The organism is Cellulomonas gelida (assembly GCF_006538725.1).
In the GTDB taxonomy this organism is placed as follows: Bacteria; Actinomycetota; Actinomycetes; order Actinomycetales; family Cellulomonadaceae; genus Cellulomonas; species Cellulomonas gelida.
This window is the reverse complement of the sequence record NZ_BJLQ01000017.1, coordinates 1-25,016: the sequence shown is the minus strand read 5'-3', so window position 1 is coordinate 25,016 and position 25,016 is coordinate 1. Positions and strand designations below refer to the sequence as shown.

At 73.7% G+C, this 25,016-nt stretch carries 26 protein-coding genes; 14 read left to right on the top strand and 12 right to left on the bottom strand.

What is annotated here, in order from left to right; genetic code table 11:
* The first annotated feature begins 29 nt into the window (after nucleotides 1–29).
* Nucleotides 30–1,250 carry an MFS transporter gene (locus tag CGE01nite_RS09310; protein ID WP_048344466.1) on the top strand — a complete coding sequence of 407 codons (1,221 nt, stop codon included), beginning with the start codon at nucleotides 30–32 and terminating at the stop codon, nucleotides 1,248–1,250.
* A 90-nt stretch (nucleotides 1,251–1,340) separates the two neighbouring features.
* Here the strand turns inward: CGE01nite_RS09310 and CGE01nite_RS09305 are convergent, their stop codons facing one another.
* Genes CGE01nite_RS09305 through CGE01nite_RS09295 form a run of 3 tightly spaced genes read right to left on the bottom strand, consistent with a single transcriptional unit; the run spans nucleotide 1,341 to nucleotide 4,098 of the window.
* Nucleotides 1,341–2,261, bottom strand: a complete 921-nt coding sequence (locus CGE01nite_RS09305; RefSeq protein WP_141370486.1) for a cation diffusion facilitator family transporter — start codon at nucleotides 2,259–2,261, stop codon at nucleotides 1,341–1,343.
* A 49-nt stretch (nucleotides 2,262–2,310) separates the two neighbouring features.
* Nucleotides 2,311–3,267, bottom strand: a complete 957-nt coding sequence (locus tag CGE01nite_RS09300; RefSeq protein ID WP_141370484.1) for an LLM class flavin-dependent oxidoreductase — start codon at nucleotides 3,265–3,267, stop codon at nucleotides 2,311–2,313.
* A gap of 33 nt (nucleotides 3,268–3,300) precedes the next feature.
* Nucleotides 3,301–4,098 (bottom strand): hypothetical protein, encoded by a 798-nt coding sequence (locus CGE01nite_RS09295; RefSeq protein WP_141370482.1) that lies wholly within the window; start codon nucleotides 4,096–4,098, stop codon nucleotides 3,301–3,303.
* A 104-nt stretch (nucleotides 4,099–4,202) separates the two neighbouring features.
* On the opposite strand from CGE01nite_RS09295, the gene CGE01nite_RS09290 reads away from it, so the two are divergent.
* A complete protein-coding gene (locus tag CGE01nite_RS09290; protein WP_141370480.1) occupies nucleotides 4,203–4,487 on the top strand; it encodes a sulfurtransferase TusA family protein in 285 nt (94 codons plus the stop codon).
* Here CGE01nite_RS09290 and bsh read toward each other — a convergent pair.
* The gene (gene bsh / locus CGE01nite_RS09285) at nucleotides 4,484–5,428 is read right to left on the bottom strand and encodes a choloylglycine hydrolase (RefSeq protein WP_141370478.1); all 945 of its coding nucleotides are present in this window, start codon (nucleotides 5,426–5,428) and stop codon (nucleotides 4,484–4,486) included. The two genes, CGE01nite_RS09290 and bsh, sit on opposite strands and share 4 nt — an antisense overlap.
* A gap of 246 nt (nucleotides 5,429–5,674) precedes the next feature.
* Here bsh and CGE01nite_RS09280 point away from each other — a divergent pair, with 246 nt between their 5' ends.
* The 7 genes from CGE01nite_RS09280 (at nucleotide 5,675) to CGE01nite_RS09250 (ending at nucleotide 10,350) form a co-directional block, all read left to right on the top strand.
* The gene (locus CGE01nite_RS09280; RefSeq protein WP_229747598.1) at nucleotides 5,675–6,265 is read left to right on the top strand and encodes a universal stress protein; all 591 of its coding nucleotides are present in this window, start codon (nucleotides 5,675–5,677) and stop codon (nucleotides 6,263–6,265) included.
* On the top strand, nucleotides 6,262–6,702 hold the full coding sequence (locus CGE01nite_RS09275; RefSeq protein ID WP_231583970.1) for a fluoride efflux transporter FluC: 441 nt from the start codon (nucleotides 6,262–6,264) through the stop codon (nucleotides 6,700–6,702). Before CGE01nite_RS09280 ends, CGE01nite_RS09275 begins: the two co-directional genes overlap by 4 nt.
* Nucleotides 6,699–7,061, top strand: a complete 363-nt coding sequence (locus CGE01nite_RS09270) for a fluoride efflux transporter FluC (protein WP_141370474.1) — start codon at nucleotides 6,699–6,701, stop codon at nucleotides 7,059–7,061. The genes CGE01nite_RS09275 and CGE01nite_RS09270 overlap by 4 nt, the downstream gene beginning before the upstream one ends.
* A gap of 110 nt (nucleotides 7,062–7,171) precedes the next feature.
* The gene (locus CGE01nite_RS09265; RefSeq protein WP_141370472.1) at nucleotides 7,172–8,668 is read left to right on the top strand and encodes an AAA family ATPase; all 1,497 of its coding nucleotides are present in this window, start codon (nucleotides 7,172–7,174) and stop codon (nucleotides 8,666–8,668) included.
* 49 nt (nucleotides 8,669–8,717) lie between these two features.
* On the top strand, nucleotides 8,718–9,119 hold the full coding sequence (locus CGE01nite_RS09260; protein ID WP_141370470.1) for a YbaB/EbfC family nucleoid-associated protein: 402 nt from the start codon (nucleotides 8,718–8,720) through the stop codon (nucleotides 9,117–9,119).
* Nucleotides 9,116–9,427, top strand: a complete 312-nt coding sequence (locus CGE01nite_RS09255) for a hypothetical protein (RefSeq protein ID WP_141370468.1) — start codon at nucleotides 9,116–9,118, stop codon at nucleotides 9,425–9,427. Before CGE01nite_RS09260 ends, CGE01nite_RS09255 begins: the two co-directional genes overlap by 4 nt.
* Nucleotides 9,427–10,350, top strand: coding sequence for a WXG100 family type VII secretion target (locus CGE01nite_RS09250; RefSeq protein WP_141370465.1), 924 nt, complete (start codon nucleotides 9,427–9,429; stop codon nucleotides 10,348–10,350). Before CGE01nite_RS09255 ends, CGE01nite_RS09250 begins: the two co-directional genes overlap by 1 nt.
* A 3-nt stretch (nucleotides 10,351–10,353) precedes the next feature.
* Here the strand turns inward: CGE01nite_RS09250 and CGE01nite_RS09245 are convergent, their stop codons facing one another.
* Nucleotides 10,354–10,653 carry a hypothetical protein gene (locus CGE01nite_RS09245; protein WP_141370464.1) on the bottom strand — a complete coding sequence of 100 codons (300 nt, stop codon included), beginning with the start codon at nucleotides 10,651–10,653 and terminating at the stop codon, nucleotides 10,354–10,356.
* Entirely contained in the window at nucleotides 10,650–11,237 is a 588-nt protein-coding gene (locus tag CGE01nite_RS09240; protein ID WP_141370462.1) for a GNAT family N-acetyltransferase, read from the bottom strand. The genes CGE01nite_RS09245 and CGE01nite_RS09240 overlap by 4 nt, the downstream gene beginning before the upstream one ends.
* Before the next feature lie 320 nt (nucleotides 11,238–11,557).
* On the opposite strand from CGE01nite_RS09240, the gene CGE01nite_RS09235 reads away from it, so the two are divergent.
* Complete coding sequence (locus CGE01nite_RS09235) at nucleotides 11,558–13,069, top strand: aldehyde dehydrogenase family protein (RefSeq protein ID WP_141370460.1); 1,512 nt, start codon at nucleotides 11,558–11,560, stop codon at nucleotides 13,067–13,069.
* A 66-nt stretch (nucleotides 13,070–13,135) separates the two neighbouring features.
* Nucleotides 13,136–13,975, top strand: a complete 840-nt coding sequence (locus tag CGE01nite_RS09230) for a class I SAM-dependent DNA methyltransferase (RefSeq protein ID WP_141370458.1) — start codon at nucleotides 13,136–13,138, stop codon at nucleotides 13,973–13,975.
* Between the two features lie 47 nt (nucleotides 13,976–14,022).
* Here the strand turns inward: CGE01nite_RS09230 and CGE01nite_RS09225 are convergent, their stop codons facing one another.
* A complete protein-coding gene (locus CGE01nite_RS09225; protein ID WP_141370456.1) occupies nucleotides 14,023–14,556 on the bottom strand; it encodes a DinB family protein in 534 nt (177 codons plus the stop codon).
* A gap of 227 nt (nucleotides 14,557–14,783) precedes the next feature.
* On the opposite strand from CGE01nite_RS09225, the gene CGE01nite_RS09220 reads away from it, so the two are divergent.
* Nucleotides 14,784–16,811: an ABC transporter ATP-binding protein gene (locus CGE01nite_RS09220; protein ID WP_141370454.1), complete on the top strand. Its 2,028-nt coding sequence runs from the start codon at nucleotides 14,784–14,786 to the stop codon at nucleotides 16,809–16,811.
* A complete protein-coding gene (locus CGE01nite_RS09215; RefSeq protein WP_141370452.1) occupies nucleotides 16,808–18,664 on the top strand; it encodes an ABC transporter ATP-binding protein in 1,857 nt (618 codons plus the stop codon). The genes CGE01nite_RS09220 and CGE01nite_RS09215 overlap by 4 nt, the downstream gene beginning before the upstream one ends.
* A gap of 40 nt (nucleotides 18,665–18,704) precedes the next feature.
* Here the strand turns inward: CGE01nite_RS09215 and CGE01nite_RS09210 are convergent, their stop codons facing one another.
* The 3 genes from CGE01nite_RS09210 to CGE01nite_RS17465 all read right to left on the bottom strand — a co-directional run bounded on the left by CGE01nite_RS09210 (nucleotide 18,705) and on the right by CGE01nite_RS17465 (nucleotide 22,397).
* On the bottom strand, nucleotides 18,705–18,977 hold the full coding sequence (locus CGE01nite_RS09210; RefSeq protein ID WP_048344479.1) for a DUF7218 family protein: 273 nt from the start codon (nucleotides 18,975–18,977) through the stop codon (nucleotides 18,705–18,707).
* A gap of 90 nt (nucleotides 18,978–19,067) precedes the next feature.
* Nucleotides 19,068–20,117 carry a zinc-dependent alcohol dehydrogenase family protein gene (locus CGE01nite_RS09205; protein WP_048344480.1) on the bottom strand — a complete coding sequence of 350 codons (1,050 nt, stop codon included), beginning with the start codon at nucleotides 20,115–20,117 and terminating at the stop codon, nucleotides 19,068–19,070.
* Between the two features lie 369 nt (nucleotides 20,118–20,486).
* A complete protein-coding gene (locus tag CGE01nite_RS17465) occupies nucleotides 20,487–22,397 on the bottom strand; it encodes a glycoside hydrolase family 11 protein (protein ID WP_304364756.1) in 1,911 nt (636 codons plus the stop codon).
* Nucleotides 22,398–22,880: 483 nt separating this feature from the next.
* Here CGE01nite_RS17465 and CGE01nite_RS09195 point away from each other — a divergent pair, with 483 nt between their 5' ends.
* Entirely contained in the window at nucleotides 22,881–23,309 is a 429-nt protein-coding gene (locus tag CGE01nite_RS09195; protein ID WP_082156565.1) for a helix-turn-helix domain-containing protein, read from the top strand.
* Nucleotides 23,310–23,489: 180 nt separating this feature from the next.
* Here CGE01nite_RS09195 and CGE01nite_RS09190 read toward each other — a convergent pair whose 3' ends face one another.
* Together CGE01nite_RS09190 and CGE01nite_RS09185 are read right to left on the bottom strand one after the other, a co-directional pair.
* Entirely contained in the window at nucleotides 23,490–24,089 is a 600-nt protein-coding gene (locus CGE01nite_RS09190) for a ClpP family protease (protein WP_048344482.1), read from the bottom strand.
* On the bottom strand, nucleotides 24,086–24,712 hold the full coding sequence (locus CGE01nite_RS09185) for a ClpP family protease (protein WP_141370447.1): 627 nt from the start codon (nucleotides 24,710–24,712) through the stop codon (nucleotides 24,086–24,088). The genes CGE01nite_RS09190 and CGE01nite_RS09185 overlap by 4 nt, the downstream gene beginning before the upstream one ends.
* Nucleotides 24,713–25,016: the final 304 nt, after the last annotated feature.

Genomic DNA, 25,016 nt, shown 5'->3' with positions numbered 1-25,016 from the left:
TTCATCCACCGTTCCTGCAGGGGAGAACCATGAGCGCCTCGACGACGAGCGCACCGGCCACGACGGGGCGCGCCCTGAACCTGGCCCTGGCCACCTGGACGTTCGCCATCACGTTCTGGGCCTGGAACCTGATCGGGCCGCTGGCCGTGCGCTACACGGACGAGCTGTCCCTGTCCGCGCCCCAGAAGTCGCTGCTCATCGCGACGCCCGTGCTGGTCGGGGCCGTGGGCCGGGTCCCGGTCGGAGCACTGACCGACCGGTTCGGCGGTCGGCGCATGCTCGCGGTCCTGAACGTCCTCTCGGTGGTGCCGGTGCTGCTCGTCGCCTGGGCCGGGACCCAGGCGTCGTACCCGCTGCTCCTGGTGTTCGCGTTCTTCCTCGGCATCGCCGGCACGTCCTTCGCGGCGGGCATCCCGTTCGTCAACGCCTGGTACGAGCCGGCCCGACGAGGGTTCGCGACCGGCATGTTCGGCATCGGCATGGGTGGCACCGCGCTGTCGTCGTTCTTCACCCCCCGGTTCGTCAGCTGGTTCGGGTACGTCCCCGCACACCTGATCATCGCGGCGGCTCTCGCGGTCACCGGTGTCGTCGTCTGGCTGCTGGCCCGCGACGCGTCGGCCTGGAAGCCGAGCACGCAGGCGGTCCTGCCGAAGCTCAAGGCCGCCGCCAAGCTCACGGTCACCTGGCAGATGTCGTTCCTGTACGCGGTGACGTTCGGCGGCTTCGTCGCCTTCTCGACCTACCTGCCCACGTACCTCAAGGACGTGTACGACTTCGACCTGGCCGGTGCCGGCACGCGCACCGCGGGCTTCGCGATCGCCGCGGTGATCGCCCGCCCCATCGGTGGCGTGCTGTCCGACCGGACCCACCCCAAGGTCGTCGTGCTGGTCTCGCTCGCGGGGGCCGCGGTCGCGGCGGTCCTCATGGCGCTCAAGCCCCAGCCCGAGATCCCCGCGGGCATCGTGTTCGTCGCGATGGCGTTCTTCCTGGGCCTCGGGGCCGGTGGCGTGTTCGCGTGGGTGGCCCGGCGGGCACCCGCCGATCGCGTCGGCGCGGTGTCGGGCGTCGTCGGGGCGGCGGGCGGCCTCGGCGGCTACTTCCCGGCGCTCGTCCTGGGTGCGACGTACAACGAGGTCACGCACTCGTACACGGTCGGCCTGGCCCTGCTGGTGGTCACGGCGACGATCGCGCTGCTCTACACGCTGTGGCGCCTCCCGCGCGAGGACAGCACCCGCTCCACGCACGCCTGAGGGGCTCCCGCGTCACGTCGTCGGATCAGTGCCAGATCGTGAGCTCTCGCTGACGACCTTGCGGCTTGACGACCTTGCGCCGGAGCTGGGTCAGGGGTGGCTCGGGGACTCGTGGGCGGCGTGGGCGGCCGGCTCGATCTGGAACGTCGAGTGCTCGACGGAGACGTCGAAGTGGTGCGCGACGCACTCCTGCAGCGTGTCGAGGATGCGCGGCACGTGACCCGTCTGGAAGCAGCCCTGGTCGACCACCACGTGCGCGGACAGCACGGGCAGGCCGGTCGCGATCAGCGACGCGTGCAGGTCGTGCACGTCGACGACGTGCTCCACGCCGAGCAGGTGCTCGCGCACGTCGTCCAGGTCGAGGCCCGGGGGCGTGGTCTCCAGGAGCACCGACGTGGCCTCGCGCAGGATCTTCAGCGCCCGGGGCAGGATCAGCGCGCCGATCAGCAGACCCGCGACCGCGTCGGCCTGCTGCCACCCTGTCGTCTCGATGACGACGGCCGCGACGATCACGCCCACCGAGCCCAGCGCGTCGTTGACCACCTCGAGGAACGCCGCGCGCAGGTTCATGCTCGAGGAGCGCCCGCCGGCGAGCACCGCGAGCGCGACGACGTTCCCCACGAGGCCGATCAGGCCGAACACGACGAGCTCGCGCGCGGGGACGTCCGGTGGCTCGAACAGCCGCTGCACGCCCTCGACCAGCACGTACACGCCCACGGCGAGCAGCACCGCCGACTGCGCGAGCGCCGCGAGCACCTCCGCACGCCGGAACCCCCACGTGCGCCGCGCGGTCGGGGGGCGACTCGCGAGCGTCGCGGCGACGAGCGCGATCGCGAGGCCGGCCGCGTCGGTGAGCATGTGCGCGGTGTCGACGAGCAGCGCGAGCGAACCCGTCAGCAGCGCCCCGACGGCCTGCGCGACCAGGATCGTGGCGGTGATCCCGAACGCGACCGCCAGCCGCGTGCGGTTCGCCGAGTCCGGCCCGTGGCCGTGGTGGTGGTCGTGGCTCATCGCGGTCCGTCCGTCGCGCCGGTCGCGCCCGGCACGCCCGTCGGGCCCGTCACGCCTGCACCACGCGCGCGAGCTGGTCGAGCGCGGCGACCGGGTCAGGGCCCACCGGCGTCAGGCCCACCGACGTGGCACCGACCGTCCCGAGCGCGGCCAGCCGCGCACGGACCTGCTCCGGTGTGCCCGCGAGCGCGAGCTCGGCGACCCACTCGTCGGGCAGCGCCGCCGCGAACGCGTGCGCGTCGGCGCTCGACGCCCGCAGGCGCGCGAGGTCGTCGGCGAACGGCAGCCCGACGAGGTGCGGCGCCCAGTCCGGTTCGCCGATCCACATCAGCCCGGGGCGCGCGGCGGCCAGCGCGGCCGACTCGTCGTCGTCGACCGCCGCGACGCCGTACGCCACCACGCGGTGCGGCCCGGGCGCCGCGATCTGCGCGAGCGCACCGCTCACGTACTGCGGTGTCGTCGGCTCGGCGAGGATCGTGCCGTCCGCGACCCGGCCCGCGACCGCGAGCGACCGCGGCCCGCGCACGCCCAGCAGCACCTCCGGGACCACGTCGGGCACGGACGACTTCTCGAGGGCGACGCCGGTCACGCCGAGCTCGTCGTCGTGCACCGTGCCGCCCCGCAGGAGCGTGCGCAGCGCCTGCGTGTACGCGCCGAGGAACGTCAGCGGGCGGTCCGGCCAGGCGCCCACCGCTCGCATCCAGCCCGGCATGCCGTGGCCGATCCCGAACGTCACGCGCCCCGGGAACAGCTGCGCGAGCGTCGCCGCCTCCATCGCCGCGAACGCCACGTTGCGCACCGCCGCCGGCAGGATCCCGATGCCGACGTGCACCCGGTCGGTCGCCGCGAGCACCGCCGCCGCCTGCGCCACACCGCCGCGGAAGCCCAGGTCCTCCACGACCCACAGCTCGTCGAACCCGAGCGCGTCCGCGCGGCGGGCGAACGGCAGCACCTGGTCCGCGGGCAGGTCACGGGGCAGCAGGACACCGACGGCAGGCGTGGTCATGGCGCCAGTCTGCCTCCTCTCGGGAGGACCACATCACCCACGTCGTGGCGCGAGAGCCCACCCGCCGACCCCACCGAGCAGCACGAGACCCAGCCCGCCGAGCAGCATCCCCGCGACGCGCTCGTCGGGCGCCGCGGCTTGCTCGCCGCCGGCCATCGCACCTGTGTCGACCGACTCGAACCGCGCGGTCGCCAGCCCGTCCCCGACCTGTTCGACCGGCTGCTGCGCGCCCTGGTCGTACCAGCCGTCGTCGTACAGGTACCCGTCGTCGTACCCGTACCCGTCGTCGTACCCGTACACGTCGTCGTACCCGTACCCGTCGTCGTACCCGTCGTCTTCGTCGGACCAGGAGGCCGGACCCATCGGGGAGGTGGTGACGACGAGTCGGCTCGTGCTGGCCGTGCTGGTCGTGCTGGCGGCGCCGGAGAGCAGCAGCGCGCCCAGCGCGGCCAGCAGCGCGCCGACCACCGCGACGATGACGAGCACGCGGTGCCTGCGCCACAGCGCCGATGTCGCTCGACCGACCTGCACCACCGCACGACGGGCGCCCGGGTGCCGGCCCAGCGCCCAGCCGGCGACCGCGCCGATCGTCCCGGTGCCCAGCGCGACGAGCACGATCCCGATCACGAACCCGGCGGACGGGCCCTCCACGGCGATCCCGACCATGGATCCGGTCCCGTAGGCGAACCACTCGCCCTGCCGGTAGCCGACCCGCGATGGCCAGCCCGCAGCGACGAGGTACGCCCCGAGCAGGACGAGCACCGCACCGACGACTGCCACGACCAGGGGCGCTCGGCGGTCGCGCGGCGAGGCCGGGAGCTCTGAGGGCACCCGCGCATCATGGCATCCGACGGTGCCCGGTGTGGCCGGAATCGCGCGCATCGTCCGGCTCGCGGCGGTGCGTCGTCGTCGGCGCACCGTGGCACGATCGGCGGGTGCCGGAGCCTGTGCTGATCGAGGGGGGTGACCTCGGGTGCGCGCGGCTGCTCGTGCTGCTGCGCGCGCGGGTCGCCGAGCTCGAGGTGGGGACTGTCGTGCACCTGTCCACGTCCGACCCGATCGCGCCGATCGACCTGCCGGTGTGGTGCCGCATGACCGGCCACGAGTACCTGGGCACCGTCGCCGGGACCGAGGTGCCGACCTACGCGGTGCGCGTCGTCGCGGCGCCCACGGCGACCGACCCGGCCAACCCCTGGCGCCGCGCCGCGCCGCAGGACTAGGCGACGACGAGCTCGGTCCCGTCGGGCGCGTTGTCGGCCATCGCGACGCTGCGGATCGCCGGGTCGTCGTAGGTGTTCCAGTAGTACGTCGTCGTCCTCGACGAGAACAGCCCGGTGTAGATGGTCGTCTCGAACTCGCCCGAGCCCATGGCCGCGCAGCCGTCCACCATCGCGACCTGCTGCAACGTGTGGAAGGCGCGGCTGACGTTCTCCTCCTCGCTCGTCTTGTCCGGGTAGTGCGCATTCACGTAGGCGGCACGCACGAACCGGGACGTCGAGTAGTAGTCGCCGGGGATCCCTCGCATGTGGGATCCCGAGCCGAACGGGCTCAGGTGCGCCCGGCCGAGCACGCTCGGCTCGGGGAAGTCGGGTGAGACGTTGAGGTAGTTGCGCAGGTTCTCGTGGTGCCACGCGAAGCCGGGCTGGTTCGCGAGGACGTCGACGTCGTCGTCGAACAGCTGCACGCCCTCGCTCGTGCTCTCCACGACGATCGCGCGCGTCGCGTCGCCGACGATCCAGTGCAGCAGCGAGCTCGGGTACTTCTCGTTGATCGGACGGTCGACCACGACGACGTGCTCGAGCGCGGCCTCGACCTCGTCGACGGAGGTGAACTGCGAGGCGACCCAGAGCGGGAGCTCGAACGCGGCGACGTTGGTCGCACCCTCCACGGGTCCGTCCGCGTACGTCGCGTACCCCGGGAAGTTGAGACCGGCCACGGCCAGGCCTGCGTCGTTCCCGCAGTCGAAGTACAGCGGAGTGTCGTCCTCGACGATGCCCATCCCGATCACGGCGTGCTGGATGCCGGGCACGGCGCCGAACGGCGACCGCGTCGCGTAGCCCGTCGGTGTCACCACCACCCGCTCGCCGTACCCGGTGGTCCAGTCCAGGTTGCGCGCCAGGTAGAGGTGGGTGCCGTCCGAGAACCTGATGCTCGTGCACATGCCGATGCCTCCGATGCCGTGGAGCTGGCCCCTTCGTCGAGCATGCCCCCTGGCGCCACGAGGGGCACGTCGTGGCGGGACCGCCGGCGGTCGCCGACGTCACGGTCGAGTGGTTCTACGCTGAGCCAGCAGACGGCTACCGCAGGGCGCGCCCGGGTCGCCGCGAGGTGTGCGCACCCGGCCGATGCGTCCTGCCCGACCGTGACGACCGTGGGCAGGCGGCCGTCCACGACGAAGGAGGCTCCCGTGACCAGATCGGCGCCGCAGCCGGCCGTCGAGCGCATCGTCGAACCCGTCGCGCACGCACTGGTCGTCGGCGTCGTGCCCGGGCAGCCCGAGCTCGTCGTCCGTACCGCCGCGCGCTGGGCGCTCGCCGTGGGCGGGACGCTGCACCTCGCGTACGTCGACACGGGGCGGTACGTCGTCGAGGAGCACCCGGACGGGACCGTCCGGCACGCGCCGGTCGACCCGGACGGGGTCGACGACACGTGGGACACGGTCGAGGCCGACCTGCGCGCGTGGGTCGAGGAGCTCCTGGGCCCGACGAGCGCGCCGACGCGCATCCCGACGAGCTCCCCGACGAGCGCGGCGTCTGCGGCAGTGCCGTGGGTGCTGCACTACCTCGCGGGCCGGCCCGACCGTGCGCTGACCCACCTGGCGCGCGCGGTGGACGCCGCCGCGATCGTCGTCGGCACGCGCGCACCCGGGCCGGGGTCGAAGCTGCGCGAGCTCGTCGACGGCTCGGTCGCGGTCCACCTCGCGCACCACCAGCACCGCCCGGTGCTGACCGTCCCGCTCGACGTCGTCGACTGGACCGCCACGAGGTCGCCGTGGTGAGTCGGCGCGAGCACCTGAGGCTCGTCGGGCTCGTGTTCGTCGGCGGGGCCCTCGGGACGGCGCTGCGGGCGGGGCTCGAGGGCGCGTTCGCGCAGCCGACGGGCTGGCCGTGGGCGACGTTCGGGATCAACCTCGTCGGCTCGTTCGTGCTCGGTCTCCTGCTCGAGCGCCTCGTGCGCGGCGGTCCCGACGAGGGCTGGCGGCGGTCCGTGCGCCTCGGCTGCGGCACCGGGGTGCTCGGCGGGTTCACGACGTACAGCACGTTCGTGCTCGAGGTCGAGCGCCTCGTCTCCGACGGTGAGACGACGATCGCGGTGGCGTACCCGCTGGTCAGCGTGGTGCTCGGGCTCGTGCTCGCGGTCGCCGGGATGGTCGTCGCGGCGCGGTTCACGGGTCCCCGGCGGCGACCGACGACGCACGAGCGGCCCGCCGCGTGATCGCGCTGCTCGTCGCGCTCGCGGGCGGACTCGGTGCGGTCGCGCGGTTCGAGGTCGACACGCTCGTCGCGCGGCACAACCGCTGGACCGTGCCCGCGGGGACGCTCGTCATCAACGTGACGTCGTGCGTGCTGCTCGGGATGGTCGTCGGGTGGGTCGCGGGGCACCCGGCGGCGGGCGACCTCAAGGACGTGCTCGGCGTCGGGTTCCTCGGGGGGTACTCGACGTTCTCGACAGCGAGCGTCGAGGGCGCGCGGCTGCTGCGCGCCGGTCGCACGCGCGCCGCGGTGGTGCACGCGGGCGGCATGCTCGTCGCGAGCCTCGCGGCGGCCTGGCTGGGCCTGGCGATCACGTCCTGACGCCGCACCGCCGGGCACGGCAACCGGCGTGCGTGTCGTCGGTAGGCCGGGCGGGTGGCTGCCGCGCGGCGCCGCGCGGACGTGGCGGACCCTGCGGCTAGGTTGTGCGCGTGGTTCCCGACGGCTCGCGCGACGACGTCGCGGCCCTCATCGCCGCCAGGACTCCGATCGTCGTGCTGGAGACGGCCGACGAGGCCGCGGCGCTCGACCTCGTCGTGCGGTCCGCGCTGCGCGTCGCGGGCGGGGGCGGCGGGCGGCCCGTGCTGCGGTGGAGCGTCACCGACGGCCTGCGCAGGCTCGACGTCGACCTCGGCGGCGCGCAGCGGCACAACACGGACGCGTCGACGGTGCTGCGCACGATCGTCGAGAGCGCTGTCCCCGCCGTCTACATCCTGCTCGACCTGCACCCGTGGTTCGAGGACCCCGTCGTCGTGCGGCTCCTCAAGGACGCCGCGCAGGCCCCGCACGCCAACCGGAGCACGGTCGTCCTGGTGTCGCGCTCCGTCGAGCTGCCGCACGAGCTCGAGCACCTCGCGGTGCACGTCCCGGTGGCGTTCCCGTCGGTCGCCGAGCGCGCCGCGATCGTCGACGACACCATCGCGCAGTTTGCCGCGACGTCCGGGCAGCTCCCGCACGTCGACCCCCAGGCCCGGGACCTGCTGGTCCGACGGCTCGCTGGGCTGTCCCGCAGCGACGTCGCGCGGCTCGCGCGCGGGGCGGTCGTCGACGACGGCGCGATCACCGTGCGCGACGTGCCCGTGGTCGAGCGGGCGCGGTTCGACGCGCTCGCGGCCGACGGCGTGCTGTCCTACGAGTACGCGACGGTCGGGCCGGGCGACGTGGTCGGGCTCGACCGCATGATGCAGTGGATCGCGCTGCGGCGGCCCGCGCTCGACGGCAGCGCACCGCACCTCGAGGCGCCGCGCGGCGTGCTCCTGCTCGGCGTGCAGGGCTGCGGCAAGTCGCTCGCCGCCCGCGCCGCCGCGTCCGTCCTGGGCGTCCCGCTGCTGCGGCTCGACCTCGCGGGCGTGCACGACAAGTACGTGGGCGAGTCCGAGCGGCGCCTGCGCGACGCGCTGGCCGCGGCCGACGCGCTCGCGCCCTGCGTTCTGTGGATCGACGAGATCGAGAAGGCCGTCGCCTCGTCCGACGGTGACGGCGGCTCCGCGCGGCGCGTGCTCGGCACGTTCCTCACCTGGCTCGCCGACCGACGTTCGTCGGTGTTCGTCGCGGCCACCGCGAACGAGATCGCGGCCCTGCCGCCCGAGCTCGTGCGCAAGGGACGGTTCGACGAGATTTTCTTCGTCGACCTGCCCGACGAGGCCGCGCGCGCCGCGCTCCTGCGCCTGCACGCCGCGCGCCGTGGTCTGGTGCTGCGCGACGACGAGCTCGCACCGCTCGTCGCCGCGTCCGCCGCGTTCTCCGGCGCCGAGATCGAGCAGGGCGTCGTGTCCGCGACCTACGCCGCGCACGCGAAGGCCGTGCCGCTCGACGCGTCCGCGGTGCTGGCCGAGCTGCGCACCACCCGGCCGCTCGCCGTCGTCATGGCCGAGCGCGTCGCGCAGCTGCGCGCGTGGGCGTCGGCGCGGGCCGTCCCCGCGCGCTGACCGCCACGGGCAGTACCCTCGGGCACCTACTGGACAAGGGGGGGCAGACGTGAGGACCGACGTGTGGCTGGCGGACCTGCAGGAACAGGCTCGACGACGGCTCGAGGACGCCGCGGAGCTGCAGAGCAGGGTCGCGCAGGTGCGGGCGACCGCCTCCGACCGTTCGGGCACCGTGACGGTCACCGTCGACGCGACCGGTCACCTGCTCGACGTGCAGTACGCGAGCGTCGGGGACCTCACGCCCGAGCGGCTGCGGACCGCGACGCTCGAGGCCGTCGCCGCCGCGCGCGCAGCCGGTGACGCGCAGCTCGTGCGCGCCACCGAGGGTCTGGTCGGAGCGGAGTCGCTGCAGGACATGGTCCGCGGCCGGGTCCCGGAGGAGACCCGCACGGCGCTCGAGAGCGAGCTCGCCAGGTACCGCGACGACGCCGGTCGGGACGCCGTCCGATGAACGGGTTCGAGGTCGCCTACGACGCGCTCGCGCACGGTGCGCGCGGTCACGACGCGCTCGCCGCCGAGACCCGGTCCGCGCAGCGTGCGCTCGCCGGTGCCCGACTGCCCGAGGGTGCGCTCGGCAAGCTGCCGCAGTCGCAGGAGATCGCCGCGACTTTCGCCGGGCAGTACACGGCCGTCGAGACCGGGCTCGACGGGCTGGTGCGGGCGTTCGAGCAGATCGGCACGGGCCTGGGCCTGACGATCGAGACGTACCGCGACGGCGACACCGCCGTGGCGGACGCCTTCCGGGTGGGTGAGCGCTGATGTCGGCGGGTGCCGCGGTCTCGGCGTGGGACAAGGTGTCCGGGTGGATGGGCGGGCTCTCGGGCGCGATCGACGCGATCATGAAGCCGCTCGTCGACCCGCTGACCGAGATGTTCGACTCGGTGACGGGCGACTCGCAGGAGGTCCGGTCCGTCGCCGAGCGGTGGCGCTCGCTGTCGCGGACGGTCGAGGCGCTCGAGCGGCACCACCGCGAGGTCATCGCGCCGGTCGCCGCGTCCTGGGACGGCGAGGCCGCGGACGCGTTCTCGGCGCTGATGCGGGAGCTGGACGAGGAGATCCGGCAGCTCGCCGACGGCGCAGGCCAGACGGCGGACTTCCTCGACGACGCGGCCATGGAGGTCGAGCTCGCCGAGGAGCTGGTCGCGGGGATCATCCGCGAGCTCATCGAGTGGGCTCTGCTGACGCTCGCGGTGAACGCCGCGCTGGCGATCGTCACGGTCGGCGCGTCGGCGGTCGCGGGCGCGGTCGCGGCGGCAGCGGAGGCAGCCGTCGCCTACTCGCGGATCGCTGCGGTGCTCACCAAGGTCGCGTTGGCGTTGCAGCGCATCGCGACGCTGCTCAAGGCCGTCAAGGCGATGCGGTTCTTCTCCATGGAGGGTCTGCTCTTCAAGACCATCCTGGTCAAGGGCATGCTGCTCAAGCCGGTGGTCCGCGCGGGCACGGGCCTGACCGGCAACCCGCTCCAGGTCACGGGTGACACCCTGCGGGACCTGGCTGCGATCGCCGCGGACGAGGTCGACGACGTGCTCGACGGGAACACCGACGTGCAGACGCCCTGGCGCGAGGCGATCAACCCCGGTGCGCGCGGGGTCGCCCCGATCGTCGGCTCGCCCGTCGGGCGGGGCGTGTCGGACGTCGCCGACCGCCTGGACGACCTGATCCCGGCTCCGCCCGGCGGCTGAGCGTCAGCGGCGACCGCGCAGCTGACGCATGCCCTTGATGCCACCCTTGACGAGCACGACGACGGCGAGCACCCCGAAGAGCACCGCGCCGATCAGCGCGCCGACGAGCCACCCCACGCCCGAGGCCGACCCGAGTGCGGCGCCACCGCCGACGAGCGCCACGAGGACGACGAGCGTGACCACGCCGTACAGCAGGTCCTCGAGGAACCCCACCGCGGTGTCCTTGGTGCCCTGGCGCAGCTCGGCTGCCAACGACTCACGGGAGGGGGCGGGGGTGATGCGCGGCTCCTGCGGCTCGGTCATGCGCCGAGCATGTCACGAACATCCGGTGCCGGGGGCGCTGCGTGGTCGTCGCGCTGCCTGCGCAGGAGCACACCCTCGCCGCCGAGGAACGTGATGCCCGCGAACGACGAGCCGCGGGCCTCCTCGACGAACGCGTGCGCTGCGTGCAGGTCGAGCGAGGGCAGGTTGGTCGCGTTGACGATCGAGCGCAGCACCGGGCTGCGGACCGAGGTCGCCGCGACCACGGCCGCAAGCAGGCGGTCGCCCGCGCCTCGTCTGCGCCATGCGGGGTCGACGGTCAACGACGACACGTACCAGCCGTCCGGGGCGTCGTCGTGGCCACTCATGCGGGACGCCGACGACCAGCCGACGACCTCGTCGCCTACGCCACGGTCCGTCTCGGCGGCGCGGCACGCGACGACCACCACGCGCTCGTCGTCGCGCACCCAGGCGCTCAGCCGGTCCTCGAGCCCGACGAGCCGATCCCCGCGGGTCCGTGCGACGCGAGCGATCCCGTCCACGTCACCCGGCAGGGCGGCACGCAGGACGAGCGTCGCGTCGCGCATGCCGTGGCGGCCCGGTAGGTATTCGGCGAAGTGGCTCACCCGAGCACGCTAGGCCCCACGAGACAGGACGCGGCGCCCGACGAGGCAGGACGCGGCGCCCGACGAGGCGGGACGGCCGCTGCCGACGAAGCAGGACCCCCGCAGGACCCGCCGCAGGACGGCGCCTGGACCAGCCGCGACCAGGTCTGCCTCGCGGCAGCGAGCGCCCGTACGGACGCACAATGGACGCTGCTGCGGACGCGTGCGTCGAGCGGGCAGGCTGGAGCCCCGCCCGGCGCGATCCGGCCACCTGACCCGGCCGACACCCACCGCGACCCGGCACCGTGCACGACCTGGACGACCGACACACGAGGCCCGCCATGACCACGACCGCAGGACAGCTCACGCAGCTCACCGCCGGCACGCTCGTGCCGTTCGGCGGGGACCGGTTCACGACCGTCGACGCCGCGCTCGCGGCCGCGTTCCAGCCGGGTGACCGGTTGTACGTCGTGCACGACGACGGTGCGCTCCTGCACGTCCCCGCCGCGGTCTCGGACGCCGTCACGACGAGCGTGAGCGCGGCGGTCGAGGCGGCGCAGGCGATGCGCAGCGTCCCGGCCGCGCAGGTCGCCGCGTTCTACCGCGCGTTCGCCGACGGGCTCGTCGCCGCGTGGGACGCGATCGCGCAGGCCAACGCCGAGGACGTGACGCGCGCCGAGGCGCTCGGCCGCTCGACCACGCGCCTGCGCATCGACGCCGACGTGCGCGACCAGATGGCCGACGGCCTGCGCGGCTGGGCGGACCTCGTCGAGAAGGCCGCGAGCGACGACGCCCCCGCGCCGCGCGTGACGCACGCCGACTGGCACGTGGACGTGGTCACGGCACCGCTGGGCGTCATCGGGTTCGTCTTCGAGGGCCGGCCCAACGTGCTCGCCGACGCCGCGGGCGTGCTCGCGACCGGCAACACCGCCGTGCTGCGGATCGGCGGCGACGCGCTCGGCACCGCCACCGCGATCGTCGAGCACGCGCTGGCGCCCGCGCTGCGGGGGGCCGGGCTGCCCGACGGCGCGATCAGCCTGGTGACGAGCCGTGAGCGCTCGGCAGGTTGGGCGCTCTTCTCCGACCGTCGCCTGTCGCTCGCGGTCGTGCGCGGCTCGGGCGCCGCGGTCGCGCAGCTCGCGGCGGTCGCGCGCCAGGCGGGCACGCCGGTGAGCGCGCACGGCACGGGCGGCGCCTGGCTCGTCGCCGACGAGTCCGCGGACACCGCGCGCTTCGCCTCCGTGGTGCGGCACTCGCTGGACCGCAAGGTCTGCAACACGCTCAACGTCGCGGCGATCCCGCGCTCGCGGGCCGCCGAGCTGGTCCCCGTGCTGCTGGCCGCCGCCGACGAGGCCGCCGCCGCACGCGGGACGGTCGCGCGCGTGCACGTCGTCGCGGGCAGCGAGCAGTGGCTGCCCGCGGGTGAGCTCGAGCGCACGATCGACGTGCACCGGGCCGAGGGTGTCGTCGCGGAGCCGCGGGCGAGCGTGCTCGCGTCCGACGAGCTGGGCCGCGAGTGGGAGTGGGAGAACACCCCTGAGCTCAGCGTGGTCGTCGTCGAGGACGTCGCGGAGGCCGTCGCGCTGTTCAACGCGTACTCGCCGCGGTTCGTCGCGTCGCTCGTCGGGACCGACGCCGCCGCGTGGGACGCGTTCCTCGGCGCGGTCGACGCACCGTTCGTCGGCGACGGGTTCACGCGGTGGGTCGACGGGCAGTACGCGCTCGACCAGCCCGAGCTGGGCCTGTCGAACTGGGAGCACGGCCGCCTGCTCGGCCGCGCGGGCGTGCTGACGGGCGCCGACCTGACGACCCGTCGCCTCGTCGCGCGCACGGCCACCGACCAGCACCGCTGACCACGAGCCCGGCGAGGGCGCTATTCGCGTTGACCGCGGCGCGGTCGCGTGACGATCGTCGGGCGCATGACCACTGCGCAGGACGCGACGTCAGACCCTGGGCCGGGCTCTGCGCCGGACCGTGCACCGGACCGCGCACCTGACCACGCACCGGACCCCGTCGCCGACGGCTGGGACGACGAGGCGGCGGCCTCCTACGACACTCCCGGCCAGGGCATGTTCGCGCCCGAGCTGCTCGACGCGACGGTCGATCGTCTCGCGCAGCTCGCCGACGGCGGCCGCGCGCTCGAGCTCGCGATCGGGACCGGGCGGGTCGCCGTGCCACTCGCGCGGCGCGGCGTGCCCGTGGCGGGCATCGACTACTCCCCGGCGATGGTCGCCAGGCTGCGCGCCAAGCTCGACCACGGCGCGCTGCCGGTCGTCGTCGGGGACATGACGAGCGTGCGGGTCCCGGGTCCGTTCTCGCTGGTCTACGTCGTCTACAACTCCCTGTCGAACCTGCTCACGCAGGACGCGCAGGTCGCGTGCTTCCGCAACGCGGCGGCGCACCTCGCGCCGGGTGGGCGGTTCGTCGTGGAGCTGTGGGTGCCCGAGCTGCGCGCGCTCCCGCCGGGGAAGGGCGCCACGGTGTTCGGGACCGCGCCGGGCTATCTCGGCGTCGACACGTACGACTGCCTCGACCAGCAGGTCGTCTCGCACCACGTGTGGTTCGGCGACGAGCACGCCCAGCCCGCCAGGCAGGCGCGGATCGGCACGAGCCGCCACCGGTACGTGTGGCCGGCGGAGCTCGACCTCATGGGCCAGCTCGCGGGGTTCACGCTGGAGAGCCGGCACGCGGACTGGTCGGGCGCGCCGTTCACCGCCGAGTCGCCCTCGCACGTCTCGGTGTACCGCCTCGTCCGCTGACCGGCTCGTGCCCGGTGCCCCGCCGCGCGTCGGCCGGCGGGCGGCCCTCACTCGCCCGTGAGGCCGTCGATCGACTCGCGGATGAGGTCGGCGTGACCGTTGTGGCGCGCGTACTCCTCGACCAGGTGCACGAGGATCCAGCGCAGGGAGATCTCCGCGTCGGTCTGCCGGTCGCGGCGGGCTGCGACCGCGTCGAGCCCGCGCGTGCGCAGCACCGGTCCGACGAGCTCGTCGGACCGGTCCACCGCCGCCAGGTACCGCCGCCGCAGCTCGTCGGGCGCCAGCGTCGCCGCGACCGTCCACTCCCAGTCCTGGTCGGCGGCCCAGTCGACCGACGCCCAGGGCTCCGCCGGCGGGTTGCCGTGCAGCACCACGCTGCACCAGATGTCCTCGACGTAGGCGAGGTGGTGGAGCAGCCCGCCGAGCGTCATGGTCGACGGCTCGAGCCTCGTGGCGAGCTGGGCCGCGTCCAGGCCGTCCGCCTTGGTCAGCAGCGTGCGGCGGTGGAAGTCGACGAAGCCCAGCAGGATCGCGGCTTCGTCGCCCGTTGTCGGCGGGTCGGTGCGCTCGGTCGTGATCATCCGCCGAGGGTAGGGCTCCGCGCCGACATCGGGAGGTCGCTGGACGACCTGGCGGGCACGGCCAAGGCCAGGAGGGCCGACCGGGCGCGGCTGAGTGGCGGGGACCGACCGGGCACGGCCTACCGCCACAGCGCGGGCTGCGGTCGCGATGTGGAATTGGGGTAGCGGCACGATCGCCCGATGCGGGAGCGTTCCCATCAACGGTCGACGACGACGCACGGGGAGCCATGGGACAGGTCGGGACGGGTCCAGGATCAGCAGCGGGTACGAGCTCCGGCTCGGACGGTGGAGCGGCGCGCACGCCGTGGCGGTTCGCGCGGGAGCGCTGGTCGCAGCGCCGGTTCGCCGCGCGTCAGCTGGGCGAGCTGCGGCCGTACGCCGGCCGCGGGCTCGTCGCGGGGACCGTCGCGGTGCACCTGGTCGCGGGGCTGGCACCCGTCGCGTTCATGCTGGGCACGGGGCTCGCGCTGCGCGACCTCGGCAGCGACGCGGCCGTCGGGTGGCTCGCGCTCGCCGCGGGCGCGTTCCTCGTCCAGCAGCTCGTCGCGCCCGTGCAGCTCGTGCTCTCGCGCCGGGTGCAGCGTCGTGTCGACGCGGCGTGCATCGAGCGGCTCGCGTCGTTCTCGCTGCGGGGCGCGTCACTCGCCGGGCTCGAGCGGCCTGAGGTCGCGGACCGGCTGAGCCAGGCTGACGAGGCGTTCGAGCAGTGGACCCTCACGCCCGGGGCTGCGGTCGAGGGCGCGCTCGCGCTCACCGCGCGCTACACGCAGCTCGTCGGCTCGCTCGTCGTCCTGACGTGGGCCGCCGGACCGTGGGCGGCGCTCGCGGGTGCGCTCGTCGCGCTCGTCGCGCGTCTCGGCCAGACCGAGGCGTTCCACCGGTGGGGCGACGTGGTGCGCTCGCTCGCGCCCCTGCGGCGCCGCGCGAACTACGTGCGTGAGCTCGCGACCGGCACACGCGCCGCGAAGGAGATCCGCACGCTCGGGCTCGTCGACTGGCTCGACGAGCGGTACGTCGCCGAGAACCGCGCGGTCCTCGACACGCTGTGGACGCGCCGCCGGGCCGTGTACGGCGCGCCGTTCCTCGTCTACACGCTGGCCGCGCTCGCCGGGTCGGTGGTCGCCCTGCTCGTCGTGGCGCGCGCGGACGTGGACGTCGCGGCGGTCAGCGTCGCGGTCCAGGCCCTCATCCTGTGCGGGCGGTTCGGGGTGATCTTCCCCGAGTCGGACGTGAAGCTGGTCTACGGCCGCAGCGCGTGGCAGGCGCTGCTCGAGCTCGAGGACATCGCGCGCCGCACCGGGCCCGCACCGGCCGCCGCCCGGCCGGGCACCACGCTCGCGCCGCAGCGCACGGTCGCGCTCGACGACGTGCGGTTCGGGTACACCCCGGACCGAGCCGTGCTCGACGGCCTCGACCTCGAGCTGCCCGTCGGCACGTCGACCGCCCTGATCGGCGTCAACGGCGCGGGCAAGACGACCCTCGTCAAGCTGCTCACCGGCATGTACACCCCGATCGCGGGTGCGGTACGGGTCGACGGCACGGACCTGCGCACGCTCGACGTCGACGCCTGGCAGGCCGCGTTCGCCATCACGTTCCAGGACTACCTGCGCTACGAGCTGCCGCTGCGCGAGAACGTCGCGATGGCCGCGATCGCGCACCGCGACGACGACGAGGGCATCCGCGCCGAGCTCGAACGCGTCGGGCTCGGGTCGTTGCTCGCCGAGCTGCCCGACGGTCTGGACACGCCGCTCACGCGCGCGCTGCCCGGCGGTCGGGACCTGTCCGGCGGGCAGTGGCAGCGCCTCGCGCTGGCCCGGTCCTTGTTCGCGGTGCGGCACGGTGCGTCCGTGCTCGTCCTCGACGAGCCGACCGCGCAGCTCGACGCGCGCGGCGAGGCCGAGTTCTACGACACGTTCCTCGAGCTCACGCGCGGTGTCACGAGCCTGGTCATCTCCCACCGGTTCTCCACGGTCCGGCGGGCCGACCGGATCGTCGTCCTCGACGGCGGTCGCGTCACGGAGGCGGGGACGCACGACGAGCTCGTCGCGGCTGGTGGGCAGTATGCGCGCATGTTCGACGTGCAGGCGCGACGCTTCGCCGACGAACGCGCCACCGACGAACGCGTCACCGACGAACGCGTCACCGACGAACGCGTCACCGACGAACGCGTCACCGACGAACAACTCGCCGCCGGGGACCCGGGCGACGACGAGGGTGCGACCGCCGGCGCGGGCGCCACGGGAGGTGTGCGATGAGGGACGTGGCGTTCTGCCTGCGCAGGCTGCTGGGCATCGCGTGGCGCCTGGACCGTCGCCGCTTCGTCGTCGGCGCGGGCCTGCTGCTGCTCGGTGCGATCGCGACGCCCGTCGTCGCGATCGGCGCCGGGCGGCTCGTCGACCAGGTGGTCGCCGGGGACGTCTCCGGGGCGAGCGCGTGGGCGCTCGTCGTGGCCGTCGCGCTCACCGGTGACCTGATGCTCGGCCACTTCGCGCACCTCTACTACTTCGAGCTCGCGGAGCAGACCGAGGAGCACTTCAACCGCGAGCTGCTGCGGCTCGTCAACGGCGGCGACCACCTGGACCGCACCGACGACCCCGCGTTCGCGGACCGCGCCGACCTGCTCCGCCAGGACGTCATGCAGATGCGCGCGACGGTCCAGACGGGCCTGCAGCTCGGCGCGACCGCCGTGCAGGTGCTGCTCACGGCCGTGGTGCTCGCGACGGTCTCGCCGTGGCTGCTCGTCCTCGCGGCGTTCGCGGTGGCGCCCGTGGTGCTCGGCCGCCGCGCGGAGTCCGGGCTGCAGCAGGTCCGCGAGGAGCAGGCGGCGACGACCCGCTCGATCCGCTCGCTGCGCCGGCTCGCCACGAGCCCCGCGTCCCAGAAGGAGATCCGGCTCGGCGGCGGCACCGACTTCCTCCTCGCACGGCAGCGTGCGCTGCTCGACACCTACGACGACGCGATGGGTCGCGCCGACACGCGCTACGCCCTCCTGCGGGCGGCTGGGCAGCTCGTGTTCGGCGTCGCGTACGTCGCCGCGGTGCTCGGGGCGTTCTGGCTCGCCCGCGAGGGGCGCGCGAGCGTCGGCCAGGTGGTCCTGACGATCACGCTCGCCACCCAGCTCTCGGTGCAGATGTCCGCGGGGATCGAGATGCTCGGGTCGGTGCACCGCGCCGCCGCGGGGCTGCGTCGGTTCCTCGCGCTCGAGTTCGAGGTCGCCGCCGAGCGGCACGTCCCTGCGGCCGCCGTGCCGTCCACCAGCACGCTCGGAGGAACGGCCGCCGGCGCGCCCGCGGACCACGCGGCGGACTCGCGCACCGACCTCCCCGCTGATCTGTCCGACGGCATCCGCCTGGAGGGCGTCACCTTCCGCTACCCGGGCACGGACGCCACCGTGCTCGACGCGGTCGACCTGCACCTGCCCGCCGGGACGTCGGTCGCGCTCGTCGGTGAGAACGGCGCCGGCAAGTCGACGCTGCTCAAGCTGCTGGCCGGCCTCTACCGGCCCACGGCGGGCCGGGTGCTCGTCGGCGGCGCGGACCTGGCGACAGTCGTGCCGTCGCGGTGGCGCGAACGCACAGCGGCGCTCTACCAGGACTTCGCGCGCGTCGAGCTCACGTTGCAGCACAGCGTGGGGATCGGCCGGCTCGCGGACGTGGACGACGAGGCCGCGGTGGCCCGTGCCGTGGGCCGAGCGGACGTCGGCGAGCTCGCGGACGCGCTCGCACCGCAGGACGTCGTCGGGACCGGGTACGCGCCCGGGCGCGACCTGTCCGGCGGTCAGTGGCAGAGCCTGGGCTTCGCGCGCACGCTCATGCGCGAGGACCCCGAGCTGCTGGTCCTCGACGAGCCTGCGTCCGCGCTGGACGCGCTCGCCGAGCAGCGCCTCGTCGACGCGTACCAGGCCACGGCGGCGCAGGTCGCCGCGACCGTCGGCGGGGTCACGGTGTTCGTCACGCACCGGCTGTCGACGGTCCGGCTCGCCGACCGGATCGTCGTGCTGGATGCCGGGCGCGTGGTCGAGCACGGCACGCACGCCGAGCTCGTCGCGGCCGACGGTCCTTACGCGGGCCTGTGGGCGCTGCAGTCCCGCGCGTACGCGAGCTCGTGACCGTCAGGCAGGACGATGACCGTCAAGCAGGACGAGCTCGTCAGTGGTGGCGCAGGGCGTCGACGAGCTGGGACTTGGTCATGCTCGAGCGGCCGTCGATCTCGAGCTCGGACGCACGCTTGCGCAGGTCCTTGACCGTCCAGTCGTCGTACGAGCCCGACTCGCCGCCCTTCTTGCCGACCGCCGAGCGGCCACGCGCGGCGGCCGCGTTCGCGATGCGCGCCGACTTCTCCTTGCTGTTGCCCTCGTCGCGGAGCGTCTCGTAGAGCTCCTTGTCCTTCACGCTCGGACCGGGATCGCGTCGTTCAGGCACGGTGCGCCTCCTCGTCGTCGGGCCTGCCCTGGGCCTCCTGCCGAGGCTAGGCACGGATCCGACGAGGGTGCATCCCGAACGGCGCGCGGGTCAGGGGCGCAGGAGGACCTTCGTGGCGCGGCGCTCGTCCATCGCGGCGTACGCCTCGGCGACCTCGGCCAGCGGGAGCTCCAGGTCGAACACGACGCCCGGCTGCAGGCGGCCGTCGAGCACCTCCGGCAGCAGCTCCTCGATGTAGTTGCGCACGGACGCCACGCCGCCGCGCACCCCGACGTTCGTGTCGAACATCGTCCGCACCGGCAGCTCCGGACCGCCCGCGGGTACGCCGACGAACCCGACCTGCCCGCCCGGCCGCGCCGAGCGCAGCGCCTGGTCCATCGACTCCTTGGTGCCGACGCACTCGAGCACCACGTCCGGGCCGATCCCGCCGAACATCTCCTTGAGCCGCGCGACGCCCTCGTCGCCGCGCTCCGGCACGACGTCCGTCGCGCCGAGCCTGCGCGCGAGCTCCTGACGGGTCTCGTGCCGGGACATCGCGACGACCCGCGAGGCCCCCAGACGCTTCGCGGCGAGCACCGCGCACAGACCCACGGCGCCGTCACCGACGACCGCGACGGTCGAGCCCTCACGCACACCGCCCTGCAGCGCCGCGTGGTGGCCCGTGCCCATCACGTCGGACAGCGTCAGCAGGTGGGGGATCAGCTCGTCGGACGGCTGCCCGGGGACGACGACGAGCGTGCCGTCGGCCAGCGGTGCGCGCACACGCTCGCCCTGCCCGCCGTCGGCCGAGCTCCCGGTCCCGTCGTGGCTGCCCCACCAGCCGCCGTGCAGGCACGACGTGCTCACGCCGTTGCGGCAGTTCTCGCACGTGCTGTCGCACACGTAGAACGGGGCGATGACGAAGTCGCCGACCTGCAGCGTCGTGACCTGCGCGCCGATCTCCTCGACGACGCCGACGTACTCGTGACCCATGCGCACCGGCTCGGGGACGTCCTCGATGCCCCGGTAGCGCCACAGGTCCGAGCCGCACACGCACGCGGCGACGACGCGCACGACCGCGTCCGTCGGGTGCTGGATCACCGGGTCGGGAACCTCCTCGATCCGGACGTCCCGGGCCCCGTGGATCACCGTCGCGCGCATGGTCGTTCTCTCCTGTCGTCGTGCTCGGTCTGTTCCGTGAGCTCGGCCTGTTCCCTGAGCTCGGCCTGTTCCGTGAGCTCGGCCTGTTCCGTGAGCTTGGTCTGCTCCCGTGAGCTCCATCAGCTCCGTCACCGTGTCCAATCTACGAGACCAGACCCGGGACCCCGGGCACCGGGCGGTCGCTGCGTCGCGCGCGTGGGCCTCGCCCGCAGGACGGGGCGCGGCCGTCGTGCCGGGCAAGGGGCCGATGTCGGCCACGCACGACGAGGGCCGCGGTGCCTGGTGGCTGCCGCGGCCCTCGTCGTTCTGTCGTGCCTCGTCGTCCCGTGGTGCGATCAGGACCCCTGCTCGATCAGGTCGTCCGGTTGATCATCTCGGGGTGCAGGACGCACCGGGTGTCGACGAGTTACCTCCTGAGTAGAACGTGACCCCGAAGCTCGAGCTGCCGCTCGACGTGAAGGTGTTGCCGCTGCGCGTCGCGTTCCAGGAGTTCTGGATCGACTGACCCGAGCCCGGGTTCACGGTCACGGACCAGTTCGACGCACCGGAGACCGTGTACGTCACGTTGAACCGGTCGGACCACGACTCGGCCCGCGTCGCGGTGACGGTGCAGCTGCCACCGGTGTTCCCGCCGGTGTTGCCACCCGTGTTGCCGCCCGTGTTCCCACCGGTGTTACCGCCCGTGTTCCCACCCGTGGACGGTGCGACGGCACGTCCGGTGCTCGGCGAGATCGTGCCGGTGCACAGGTTGCGCGACTTGAGGTCCTGCAGGATGCCCGGCAGGGCCTGGACGGTCGCCGCCGGCCAGTCGTGCATGAGGATGATCTGGCCGTTCTGCAGCTGGCTGGCGGCCTGACGGATCTGCGACGAGCTCGCGTTGTTCCAGTCCTGCGAGTCGACGTCCCAGATGATCTCCCGCAGCCCGAGCGCGCTCTCGACCGACTTCAGCGTCGAGTTCGTCTCGCCGTACGGCGGCCGGAAGAGCTGGGGCGTGACGCCCGCCGTCTGCTGGATCGCCTGCTGGGTGCGGCTGAGCTGCGACTGGACGTCGTTGTAGCTCATGTTGATCAGGTGCGGGTGGTCCCAGGAGTGGTTCCCGATCGTCAGGCCCGCGTTCTTGTACGCCTGCATGAGCGAGGCGTTGTTCTGCGCGTTCTGGCCGGTCGGGAAGACCGTCGCGGTGGCGCCGTTGCCCGTGAGGGTGTTGATGAGCTGGGTCGAGGTGCCGGAGTTCGGGCCGTCGTCGAACGTCAGCCCGACGTAGCCCGCGGTGCAGGTCCACCCGTTGCCGCCACCGGTGTTCCCACCGGTGTTCCCACCCGTGTTACCGCCGGTGTTCCCTCCCGTGTTGCCGCCCGTGTTGCCTCCGGTCGAGCCGGACGCCGTGCAGCTCGCTGACGGGATCGACGTGTTCCCGCCCGAGTAGTACGTGACGCCGAAGCTCTGGTTGCCGTTCGAGGTGAACGTGTTCCCGTTGCGGGTGGCGTTCCAGGAGTTCTGGATCGACTGACCCGAGCCCGGGTTGACGGTCACGGACCAGCTCGACGCGCCCGAGACCGTGTACGTGACGTTGAACCGGTCGGACCACGACTCGGCGGCGGTCGCGGTCACCGTGCAGCCGTTCGAGCCGGTGTTCCCACCGGTGTTGCCACCCGTGTTCCCGCCGGTGTTGCCGCCCGTGTTCCCACCCGACGAGCCCTCGGACACGGTGACGTTCGACGAGCCCGAGGACTGGTACCCCTCGGTCGCGAGGATCTGGTAGTCGTGCGAGCCCAGGTTCATGCCCTTGGACGCCCACGCGTCGAAGTGGTTGCCGGCCGTGATGGTGCCGCCCGTGCGCTTCTGCTGCCGCACCGACCAGTACTGGTAGAACGTCGACGTGCCCTCGATCGACGGCTGGTTGACGCGCTGCGTCCGGTAGATGTCATAGGTGCCGCCGTCCGAGTTGACGGTCCCCATGAACGTCCCGGTGGGGCGGTACGTGCCCCAGTTGTCGACGATGTAGTACTCGATCAGCGGACCCCGGGTCCACCCGTACAACGTGAGGTACGCGTTGCCCGACGGGTTGAACTGGCCCGAGTAGGACACCGCGCGTCGGGTGCCGGTCTGCCAGCCCTTGCCGGCGACGAAGTTGCCGGTGTTGGACCACTGGGTCGAGTAGTTGCCGCCCGAGCCGAGGTCCATCGAGACGGTGCCCTGCGAGTCGGTCCAGAACGAGTAGTAGTACCCGTTGTTCGTGCCGGTCGAGTTCGACGAGATCGCCGAGGCGGGCGTCGCCATCGCCACACCGGTGGCGGCGAAGACAGCGGCTGTCCCCATGGCCAGCCAGGCGCGCAGCGTTCGACGACCATGTCGCCGCCCGCGCAGAGAGAAACTTTCGGACACTGGTGCACTCCTTGGTGCGGGTTCGGCCGCGCTCCGCCACCCCGCACGGGGACGAAGCACGGGCCCGGCGGATCGCCGGGCTGCCACGGTCTTCGCCCAGGTCCACACGTGGGGACGGGGTGTAAACCGTTATCGAGAGAGTCTGCGCGCGGGGCGGGTGCCTCCGGAACGGCGACCGACGAGTGCGAACCGATTAGCGGGGCATGGAACCGGTTGCGCGTCCACTCTGTCGAAAGTTGCGGCCCGTCCAGGTGGCGCGGCGGTGGCCGAAGACGGCGACGGCTCGCAGTCGCGGTGGCGCTCGACGTGGCTCGCCGTGGCGGTCTGCTGTGAGCGGAACGGCGGTGCGCGCGGTGGTGGCGCGGTTAGCGTCGGCTCATGGGAGCGGAGACGACGCGAGTGCTGCACGGTGTGCCATCGCCGCGGGCGAACGCCTGGCGACGCCCGCTGCGGTGGCGGGACGCACTCGGCGCAGTGCTGCGTGAGCGGCGCCTGGACGCCGGGCTCCGGCTCTCCGACGTGTCCGCGCGGGCCGGTGTCTCCACCCAGTACCTGTCCGAGATCGAGCGCGGCCGCAAGGAGCCCTCGTCGGAGGTGCTCGCCGCGGTGACCACCGCGCTCGACCTGTCGCTGGCCGACCTGGCACTGCGCGTCGCCGACCTGCTGGCACCCCGCGCGGGCACGACGACCGCGCCCCGACCCGTGGTCGTCCTGGACCTCACGTCGTCGCGAGGCGCGACCAGCGCCGCCGCGACCGTGCGCTCGGCTCCCGCGGCGTCGCGGGCCGTCACGCTGCTCGCCGCCTGAGCGCCCGGCCGACTGCCCTGAGCCGGCGTGGCCCGAGTCGGGCTGGCAGGAGCCGGGCTGGCCGGAGTCGGGCTGGGAGGAGCCGGACTGGCGGGAGTCGGTCGGCCTGCGTCGGGTTGGTGGGAGGCGGTCGGTCGGGTCGGGCTGGTGGGGTCGGGTGGTCAGCGCGGGTGCGGGCGCTCAGGCGGCGGTGCGGCGCAGGGCGTCGCGGTCGATGACCTGGTCGGCCAGGCCGTACTCGACCGCCTGGTGCGCGGTGAGGACGAGCGCGCGATCCGTGTCCCGGCGCAACGTCTCGACCGACCGGCCCGTGTGCCGCGCGAGCACCTCCTCGAGCTCCGACCGCACGCGGACGATCTCGTCGGCCGCGAGGATCAGGTCCGGCACGTCGCCGCGGGCCTGCGTCCCGGGCTGGTGGAGCACGACGCGCGCGTGCGCCAGCATCGACCGCTGCCCGGCGGCGCCGCCTGCGAACAGCACCGCGGCGTCCGCGGCGGCCCGGCCCACGCACGTCGTCGTGACCACGGGCCGCACGTACTGCATCGCGTCGTAGATCGCGAGCATCGCGGACGGCGACCCGCCCGGCGAGTTCACGTACAGGTCGATCCGGCCGTCGGGGTCTGCCGACTCCAGGTGCAGGAGCTGCGCGACGACGACGTTCGCGACCTCGTCGTCGATCGGCGAACCGAGGTACACGATGCGGTCCGCCAGCAGCCACGAGTACACGTCGAGCGAGCGCTCGCCGCCGGGGACCTTCTGCGTGACGTAGGGGATGATCACCGCGCACCCCCGGGTACCGCGCCGAAGCCCGTGGGGGTGCCGAACCACGGCAGCACCTGCGCCACGTCGTCGACCACGCGGTCCACGAACCCGTACGCGAGCGCCTCGCCGGCCGTGAACCAGCGGTCGCGCTGCGAGTCCTCGGTCACGCGCTCGATGGGCTGGCCCGTGTCGGCGGCGATGAGCCCCAGGACCGTGTCGCGCGTGTGGCGCAGGTCGTCGGCCTGCAGCTCGACGTCCACGGCGCTCCCGCCGATCCCCGCCGACCCCTGGTGCAGCAGCACCCGTGCGTGCGGCAGTGCGGCCCGCTTGCCGCGAGCGCCCGACGACAGCAGGAACTGGCCCGCGCTCGCGGCCCACCCGATCGCGACCGTCGCCACGTCGCACGGCACCAGGTCCATGACGTCGCGGATCGCGAGCATCGCGGGGACCGAGCCGCCGGGAGAGTTGATCAGCAGCGTGATGTCGCGGTGCGGGTCCTCGGCCGCGAGCACCAGGAGCGCTGAGCACAGGCGGTTGCCCAGCGGCTCGTCGAGCGCGGTGCCCATGAGCAGCACCCGCTGGTGCAGGAGGCGTTGCGCCAGCACCTCGTCGTACTCGGTCTTCGTCGTCATCTCGCTCATGCCGCCACGGTGGCAGCCGGACGGGCGACCGCGGCACTCGTCCTGCTCGCGGCAGATCTGCCCACGGCGGCACGCCTCGGCGCCGGCTACGGTGTCCGGCCCCGACGACCATCCCCGGCGGCCGCCCCGACGACGGGCCGCGGCGACCAGCCCGACGACGGGCGGCGACAACCAGCCCGACGACGGGCGGCGTCGACGGGCCGCGGTGACCGACTCCTGCGACCGATCTCTGCGACCGACCTCTGCGACCGGCCCGGCGTCGACGGGCCGCGGTGACCGACTCCTGCGACCGATCTCTGCGACC

Bases quoted from the DNA above. Each gene is read 5' to 3' on its own strand.
- CGE01nite_RS09215 (WP_141370452.1), top strand. From the start codon at position 16,808: ATGAGGGACGTGGCGTTCTGCCTGCGCAGGCTGCTGGGCATCGCGTGG.
- CGE01nite_RS09255 (WP_141370468.1), top strand. From the start codon at position 9,116: ATGAACGGGTTCGAGGTCGCCTACGACGCGCTCGCGCACGGTGCGCGC.
- CGE01nite_RS09185 (WP_141370447.1), bottom strand. From the start codon at position 24,712: ATGAGCGAGATGACGACGAAGACCGAGTACGACGAGGTGCTGGCGCAA.
- CGE01nite_RS09195 (WP_082156565.1), top strand. From the start codon at position 22,881: ATGGGAGCGGAGACGACGCGAGTGCTGCACGGTGTGCCATCGCCGCGG.
- CGE01nite_RS17465 (WP_304364756.1), bottom strand. From the start codon at position 22,397: ATGGCGACGCCCGCCTCGGCGATCTCGTCGAACTCGACCGGCACGAAC.
- CGE01nite_RS09225 (WP_141370456.1), bottom strand. From the start codon at position 14,556: ATGATCACGACCGAGCGCACCGACCCGCCGACAACGGGCGACGAAGCC.
- CGE01nite_RS09230 (WP_141370458.1), top strand. From the start codon at position 13,136: ATGACCACTGCGCAGGACGCGACGTCAGACCCTGGGCCGGGCTCTGCG.
- CGE01nite_RS09300 (WP_141370484.1), bottom strand. From the start codon at position 3,267: ATGACCACGCCTGCCGTCGGTGTCCTGCTGCCCCGTGACCTGCCCGCG.
- CGE01nite_RS09305 (WP_141370486.1), bottom strand. From the start codon at position 2,261: ATGAGCCACGACCACCACCACGGCCACGGGCCGGACTCGGCGAACCGC.
- CGE01nite_RS09245 (WP_141370464.1), bottom strand. From the start codon at position 10,653: ATGACCGAGCCGCAGGAGCCGCGCATCACCCCCGCCCCCTCCCGTGAG.
- CGE01nite_RS09310 (WP_048344466.1), top strand. From the start codon at position 30: ATGAGCGCCTCGACGACGAGCGCACCGGCCACGACGGGGCGCGCCCTG.
- bsh (WP_141370478.1), bottom strand. From the start codon at position 5,428: ATGTGCACGAGCATCAGGTTCTCGGACGGCACCCACCTCTACCTGGCG.
- CGE01nite_RS09205 (WP_048344480.1), bottom strand. From the start codon at position 20,117: ATGCGCGCGACGGTGATCCACGGGGCCCGGGACGTCCGGATCGAGGAG.
- CGE01nite_RS09220 (WP_141370454.1), top strand. From the start codon at position 14,784: ATGGGACAGGTCGGGACGGGTCCAGGATCAGCAGCGGGTACGAGCTCC.
- CGE01nite_RS09235 (WP_141370460.1), top strand. From the start codon at position 11,558: ATGACCACGACCGCAGGACAGCTCACGCAGCTCACCGCCGGCACGCTC.
- CGE01nite_RS09250 (WP_141370465.1), top strand. From the start codon at position 9,427: ATGTCGGCGGGTGCCGCGGTCTCGGCGTGGGACAAGGTGTCCGGGTGG.